Origin of the sequence: Mesorhizobium hawassense (genome assembly GCF_003289945.1) — a bacterium.
In the GTDB taxonomy this organism is placed as follows: Bacteria; Pseudomonadota; Alphaproteobacteria; order Rhizobiales; family Rhizobiaceae; genus Mesorhizobium; species Mesorhizobium hawassense.
Genome location: NZ_QMBP01000055.1, coordinates 1 through 1,269, shown reverse-complemented (window position 1 = coordinate 1,269; position 1,269 = coordinate 1). Strand labels below are relative to the sequence as shown.

Sequence of the window (1,269 nt, the reverse complement as noted above, 5' to 3'; positions counted from 1 at the left end):
GAGTTGCTGTCCGCCGCAGCGCCATCTGGTCGGGGTTGGATGGGGCTGCGGCGGACCAGTTTCTTGTGCCGGCCGTCGATGAAGCCGAGCGGGTGGGCATAGAAGTGGAGCGCCCATTGCCCTGTCTCGGTCTCGGTCGCGGCAACCGCTTCGCCGGCCAGCGTCTTCGACACGTAGATGAAGCCGCCGTTCCACTTGATCTCGCCATTTTGCCGGACGCTGCGCACCGCAGCCTCGGACGGATAGTCTGGCTCTGGCGCCGTCTTCGGCATGGCGCGAGTTGATGGATGATAGTGCTGTGCCGGGGTGTCCATGCCAAGCGCCTCATGCGGGCGCTCCTCATTGTACTCGCGGCGGAAGGCCTCGAAGGCCCGGGCTTGAGCCGCCCTGTCGGCCTCCGCCGCCTTGGCCAACGGCAGCATGGTCAGGTGGAAGCGCTCATGGCATCCGTTCTGCTGCGGCTTGCCCGGCTGGATGCGCTCCAGGACGATGCCGAGCTTGATGAAGCGCACCGCAAGCGGCGTCAGCCCGCTGACGCCGGCCGACGCGAACGGTGAGCCATTGTCGCTTCTGAACCGATCCGGCAGGCCGTTTTCCTCGAATGCCCGCTCAAACACCGGCCAGGCTTCATCCTCGCACGTCGAGCCGGTCGCCTCGAGCGCCAACAGGTAGCGGCTCGAGGCATCCATCACCGTCAACGGCTCGCAGCGCCAGCCGTCGCCGGTCCGGAACCAGCCCTTGTGATCTCCCGTCCACACCGCATTCGGCGCTGCAGGCTCCGGCCATGGCCCATTGCTCGCCGCCTTCCAGCGCGCTCGCCGCCGCCCGACAAGGCCATGCCGCTTCAGGATCTCGCCAGCCGTCGAGACCGCCGGCCAGCCGCAGGCCGGCTCCGCCCGCTTCAGCCGCGCCATGATCTTCTTCGGTCCCCACAGCGGATGCGCTTCCTTCTCCGCCACGATCCGCTCCACCAGGTCCGCTGCCGTTGCCCGGCCGTGGTCAAGCGGCGCCCGCGGCCGGTCGTGCAGACCCTGCGGGCCGAACTCGCGATAGCGTTCCAGCCATTTGTAGCCGGTCTTGCGCGAGATCTCGAAGGCCGCGCACAACTGCGTCATCGTCTCCTCGCCAGATAGGCATTCCACAACAAAACGAAGCCGCTCATCCATGAGCCCTGTCTCTCGCCAAACCATCGCCGGTCCTCCCGGCGGGCGAGAAAACTGTCACCCATCTAATCGGTCCATTCTGTTACCTATCTATCCGGTTCGGACA

The 1,269-nt window shown here is 66.4% G+C and carries 1 protein-coding gene; it reads right to left on the bottom strand.

Features of this window, described 5'->3' with window-relative positions:
- Positions 1 to 1,190 (bottom strand): integrase core domain-containing protein (locus tag DPM33_RS35590; protein WP_146770394.1); only part of this gene is annotated, 1,190 nt, incomplete at its 3' end.
- Positions 1,191 to 1,269 lie beyond the last annotated feature (79 nt).